This window comes from Sphingomonas melonis, assembly GCF_013409985.1.
Lineage (GTDB): Bacteria > Pseudomonadota > Alphaproteobacteria > Sphingomonadales > Sphingomonadaceae > Sphingomonas > Sphingomonas melonis_A.
On the sequence record NZ_JACCBY010000005.1, the window covers coordinates 243,651 to 249,650 of the forward strand.

At 67.6% G+C, this 6,000-nt stretch carries 3 protein-coding genes; 1 reads left to right on the plus strand and 2 read right to left on the minus strand.

Annotated elements, in window-relative coordinates; genetic code table 11:
* The first annotated feature begins 5 nt into the window (after window positions 1-5).
* Window positions 6-2,864 carry a TIM-barrel domain-containing protein gene (locus tag HD841_RS16505; protein WP_179509976.1) on the plus strand — a complete coding sequence of 953 codons (2,859 nt, stop codon included), beginning with the start codon at window positions 6-8 and terminating at the stop codon, window positions 2,862-2,864.
* Window positions 2,865-3,247: 383 nt separating this feature from the next.
* On the opposite strand, the gene HD841_RS16510 is transcribed toward HD841_RS16505, so the two are convergent.
* Window positions 3,248-4,219: an alpha/beta hydrolase gene (locus HD841_RS16510; protein ID WP_179509977.1), complete on the minus strand. Its 972-nt coding sequence runs from the start codon at window positions 4,217-4,219 to the stop codon at window positions 3,248-3,250.
* A partial coding sequence (locus HD841_RS16515) for a glycoside hydrolase family 3 protein (RefSeq protein WP_179509978.1) occupies window positions 4,216-6,000 on the minus strand: 1,785 nt, incomplete at its 5' end. The genes HD841_RS16515 and HD841_RS16510, both read right to left, overlap by 4 nt.

The window sequence follows — 6,000 nt, forward strand, 5'->3', positions numbered from 1 at the left end:
GACCGATGACCTTCCGTTTCCTCGCCCGCGCCATCGCCGGCCTCGCCGTCTCCACCTCGGGCATGGCACTCGCCGCCGACGTGCAGAAGATCGACCAGGGCGTCGTCGTCACGCCCGACAGCGGCCCCGCCAAGCGCGTCCGCGTCGTCGCCTATGGCGATGACAGCTTCCGCGTCACCGCCATCCCCGGCACCGACCTCACCTTGCCCGACAGCCTGATGGTGGTCGCCAAGCCGCATGGCGCGCCGACGATCAGCGAAGGCGCGGGCGTCGTCACGCTGAAGCTCGCCAAGGCGAGCGCCGAGATCCGCCTGTCCGACGGCCACCTCACCTTCCGCGATGCGGCGGGCAAGGTGCTGCTCGACGAGGCCGGCCGCGCCGCCTTCGCGCCGAGCGTCGAGGGCAAGGGCTATGTCGCCACCCAGCAGCAGTTCAACCGCGGCACCGACGAAGGCTTCTACGGCCTCGGCCAGCATCAGAACCGGCAGATGAACTATAACGGCGAGGACGTCGAACTCGCCCAGCACAATATGGACATCGCCATCCCGTTCGTCGTCTCGACGCGCAATTACGGGCTGCTGTGGGACAACAATTCGATCACGCGCTTCGGCAATCCCAAGCCTTATGCCTTGGTCGGCGACGGGATGAAGGTGTCGAACGGCGGCAAGCCGGGCTGGACCGCGCAATATTACCTCGGCGACAAACTGGCCGCGACGCGCCAGGAAGCGACGATCAACTATCAATATATCAAGGATCAGGCGCGCTGGCCGGCGCAAGCCAAGGCACAGACCGTCGCCTCGGCGGACAGCGGCCAGAACACCGCCGGCAAGGTGGTCGGCAAGCAGCGCGTGATCTGGACCGGCACCGTCGATCCCACCGTCACCGGCATGCACAAGTTCCGCGTCTACGGATCGAGCTATTTCAAGGTCTATGCCGACGACAAGCTGGTGCTCGATCGCTGGCGGCAGAACTGGAACCCCTGGTACCATAATGTCGAGCTGCCGATGACCGCCGGCAAGCCGGTCGCGATCCGCATCGAATGGGAGCCGAACGCCGGCTATATGGCGTTCTTCCACAACGATCCGCTGCCCCAGCCCGATCGCCATTCGCTGTGGCTGTCGTCGGAGGCGGGCAAGGCGCTCGACTATTATGTCGTCGCCGGTGCCAACATGGACGCGGTCGTCGCCGGCTATCGCGGGCTGACCGGCAAGGCGCCGATGATGCCGCAATGGGCCTATGGCTTCTGGCAGAGCCGCCAGCGCTACGAGACGCAGGAACAATTGGTCGGCGTCGTGCGCGAATATCGCAAGCGGCAGATCCCGCTCGACAATATCGTCGAGGATTGGTTCTACTGGCCGCAGGATCAATGGGGCAGCCACCAGTTCGACAAGACGCGCTTCCCCGATCCGCAGGGGATGGTGGACGAGGTCCACAAGCTCAACGCGCAGCTGATGATCTCGGTCTGGCCGAAATTCTATCCCAATACCGACAATGCCAAGGAACTGGCGGCCAAGGGCTTCCTGTATCAGGGCAATCTCAAGCTGAAGAACAAGGACTGGGTCGGGCCGGGCTATCTCAACACCGACTACGATCCCTATTACCCCGAAGCGCGGAAAATCTATTACCGGCAGGTGCGCGACAATCTGGTCAAGCTCGGCATCGACGCGTGGTGGATGGACGCGACCGAGCCCGACATCCATTCCAACCTGTCGATCGAAGAGCGCAAGTACGTGATGGGCCCCAACGCCTTCGGGCCGGGCGGCGCCTATTTCAACAGCTTCCCGCTGGTCCATGCGGCGGGCTTCGCCGAGGGGCTGCGCGACACCAATGCCGACAAGCGGCCGTTCATCCTGACGCGGTCGGGCTTCGCCGGCCTGCAACGCGCGAGCGCGGCCTTGTGGTCGGGCGACGTCGCGGCGCGCTGGGACGATCTGCGCGACCAGATTTCGGCGGGCGTCAATTTGTCGATGTCGGGCGTGCCCAATTGGACGCACGATATCGGCGGCTTCGCGGTCGAGGATCGCTACACCAATGCCGAGCCGGCGGCGCTGCCCGAATGGCGCGAGCTCAACCTGCGCTGGTTCCAGTTCGGTGCGCTGAGCCCGCTGTTCCGCAGCCATGGCGAGACGCCCAAGCGCGAGATCTACGAGCTGAGCGCCAGCGATCCGGCGATGGCATCGTCGATGCTGTGGTACGATCAGCTGCGCTATCGCCTGATGCCGTATATCTACACGACCGCGGCCGACACCTTCCACAAGGACGGCAGCATCATGCGCGGGCTGGTGATGGACTATGCCGCCGATCGCAAGACGTGGAATGTCGACGACGAATATCTGTTCGGCCGCGATCTGCTGGTCGCGCCGGTGACGGCGTTCAAGGCGCGCGCGCGGGCGGTGTACCTGCCGGCGGGGGCGGACTGGTACGATTTCGCCAGCGGGCAGCATTACACGGGTGGCCAGTCGATCACCGCCGCCGCGCCCTACGAGCGGATGCCGTTGTTCGTCCGCGCGGGCGCGATCGTGCCGACCGGCCCGGCGGTGCAATATGCGCGCGAGCAGCCGGGCGGGCCGATCGTGCTGCATGTCTTCACCGGCAAGGACGGCGCGTTCTCGCTGTACGAGGACGACGGCGTGACGCCGGGCTATGCGGCGGGCAAGTTCGCGCGCGTGCCGCTGACGTGGAACGAGCAGGCGAAGACGCTGACCATCGGCGCGCGCCAGGGCAGCTATCCGGGCATGGTCGCGACGCGCGCGGTGTCGGTGCACTTCCACACGCCGGGCAAGGCCGAGGCGGTGGACTTCGCCGAGAATGGCGCAACCCGGGTTAGCTATACCGGCAAGGCGATGACCATCCGGATGAAGTGAGGGTCCTCCCCCCGCCCGAGGGGGGGGGGCGCTACTGGATGTCAACGGTCGTTTGAGCCCGCCGCCTTCCAACCCCACCCGTCACCCCGGACTGGTTCCGGGGTCCACCGGTCCGCATGAGAACGGTATCCCATCAAGCCTTTCTCCTCGCCGCAGAGTGGACCCCGGAACGAGTCCGGGGTGACGGATAAGAGGAGGACGCTGATCGAACCTCATCACCGCAGCCATAGGCAATACCCTCCCCCGCAAGAGTGAGGGGAACCAGCCAAGCTGGTGATGGCGGGGAGGACACGGGACCCCACTGTAGCTCCCGTATCCTCCCCCTCCGTCACGCCCTGCGGGCATGCCACCTCCCCCTTGCGGGGGAGGAATTGCGGTGAAGTTCAGGCGGGAAACACGCCCTTGCGCGCGGCATAAGCGGCGAACAGCGTCGGCCATGCCGCCGCCGGCGTCGCCTTCGACAGGCGCGCGCCGAAGCCGTGGCCGCCTTCGTCGAACAGGTGCATTTCCGCCGGGCGCTTCGCCGCGAGCAACGCCGAGTACATCGACAGGCTGTTGGCGATCGGCACCGTGCCGTCGTCGCTGGCGTGGACGAGGAACACCGGTGGCGTCTCCGCCGTCACCCGTGCCTCCACCGACGCCGCCGCGACTTCCGCCGCGGAGGGCGTCGCCCCGAGCAGATTGTCGCGCGAGCCCTTGTGCGTGATCGCCGCGTCCATGCTGATCACCGGATAGATCAATCCGGCGAGATCCGGCCGCGCCGACAGCGTGTCGGCGGCATCGACCGGGGCATAGACGCGCTCGCCATGCCGCGTCGCCAGCGACCCGGCGAGATGCCCGCCCGCCGAGAAACCGATCACCGCGATCCGCTTCGCATCAACGCCGAAGCTGGCGGCGCGGCTGCGGATCACCCGCATCGCACGCTGCGCGTCCTGCAACGGCACCAGCCGCCGCTCGCCCCAGCCCTCGCCCGGCAGGCGATAAAGCAGGATGAAGCACGTCACGCCCAGCGCGTTGAGCCAGCGCGCCTGCTCGACCCCCTCATTGTCATAGGCGAGGAAGCCATAGCCGCCGCCCGGCACCAGCAACACCGCCGCGCCGTTGGGGCGCGCCGGTCGCTTCACCACCAGTGCGGGCACGTCGACGCCGGTCACCCAGCGGTCGGTGAAGCCCGCGGTCTTCGAGCGTTCCTCGACCTTGCGCGGGATCGTCCGGGTCGGCGCGCCGGGGATACGGGCTGGCCACAGCGGCACGACCTCGTCTCCGGCGGCGGTCTGCGCGCCCGCCGCGCCGGCGAGCGTCAACAAGGCCGCGCCGCCGATCAGGCCGCGGCGGGACAGATCATCCCCGCTCATTTCGCACCACAGGCGATCGGGGTGGTGGAGCTGCCGATGCGGATACCCGACACGTCGACGCCCAGCGCACCGCTGCTCGTCAGTTCGAACGGCTTGGTCACCTTGTTCATCACGATCCCCTGGCTGGCGAAGCAGCGTAGCGGCACCGCCACGGTCGCCCAATCGCCGACGGTAAGCGCGTTGGTCAATGGCACCGTCGCGGTCTTGGCGGTATCCGCCACCCCGACCGTCACCGCGCCCGCGGGCTTCGCGGTCACGCGATAGTCGATGATCAGGCTGAGGTCGCCGTTCGCTTCGCGCGTCAGGTCGATCGGCATCGCCTGTTCGATTCCGACGCTGCCCGCGCCCTTCCATGTCAGCCGCAGGCTGTCCTCCTGCCCGCGCCGGTCGGTGCGCGTCTGCACCGCGGCGCCGGTCGTGCCGATGCGCGCCCCGCCGACGACGCGACCGCGGACGAACAGGGCATTCTGGTCGGCCGCCGCGACCTTCGGCTTGGTCTCGTCGAGCCGGCCCAGCGTCGCCTTGTCGGCATAGGTCAGGCCGAAGCCGATCGGGAACAGCGGGTCATAGCCCGGATCGGTGCGGTTGAGCACGTTCTGGTCGATCCGCTTCGGCCAGCTGAAGCTCAGCTTGCCGTGGAAGTCGGCGACCGGACGGCCGCCCTTCCCCGCGATCAGCACGTCGGCGACGCCGCCGCCCTCGGTGCCGGGCAGGAACGCCGCGACGAAGGCGTCGGCGGCGTTCATCTCCGGATTGACCCACATCGGCCGGCCCGAAAGGAAGACCGCCACGGTCGGCACGCCCGCCGCCTTGAGCTTCTTGAGCAATGCGAGATCGCTCTTGTCCTCGGGGCTGTATTCCAGGCTCGGCCGGTCGCCGGTGAATTCGGCATAGGGCGTCTCGCCGAAGACGACGATCGCGACATCGGGCTTGGCGGTGAAGGCACCGTCGACCGCGAGCGTCGCCTTGCCGCCGGCGGCGCGTGCCGCCGCATCGATCCCCGACCAGATCGACTGGCCGTTGGGGAAATCCTTGTTGGCAACGTCGGTGCCCTGCCAGGTGATCGACCAGCCGCCGGCCTGCTGGCCGATATTGTCGGCACCGCGCCCGGCGACGAGTATCTTCGCCCCCGACTTCACCGGCAGCACGCTGCCGTTGTTCTTGAGCAGCACGAGCGATTCGCGCACCGCCTGCCGCGCGATGGCGCGATGTTCGGGCGCGCCGAGTAGCGCGAACTTGCCCGACATCGGCCGCGCCGAGGGCCGGCCATTGTCGAACGTGCCGGCGATCACCTTGACGCGCAGGATGCGGCGCACCGCATCGTCGAGCCGCGCGGCAGGGATCGTGCCGGCCTTCGCCTCGCGCAACGTGTTGACGTAGAGCTCCTTCCACTTCGGGCCGGAATACATGAACATGTCGAGCCCGGCGTTGATGGCGGGGGCGCAATCCTCGTTGGTGCAGCCCGTCACCTGGCCGTGCGCGTTCCAGTCGCCGATGGTGAAGCCCTGGAAACCCCAGCGGTCCTTGAGCACGCCGGTGAGCAGGCTCTTGTTGCCCGTCATCTTCTCGCCGTTCCAGCTCGAGAAGCTCGGCATCACGGTCAGCGCGCCGGCGGGCAGCGCGGTCATATAGCCGGCGCCATGCACCTCGCGCAGCACCGTCTCCGACACGCGCGTGTCGCCCTGGTCGTGGCCGCCGGTGCCGCCGTCGCCGAGGAAATGCTTGACGGAGGCGATGACATGGCCGGGCTTCATGAAGTCCTGACCGATCGTGCCCTGGAT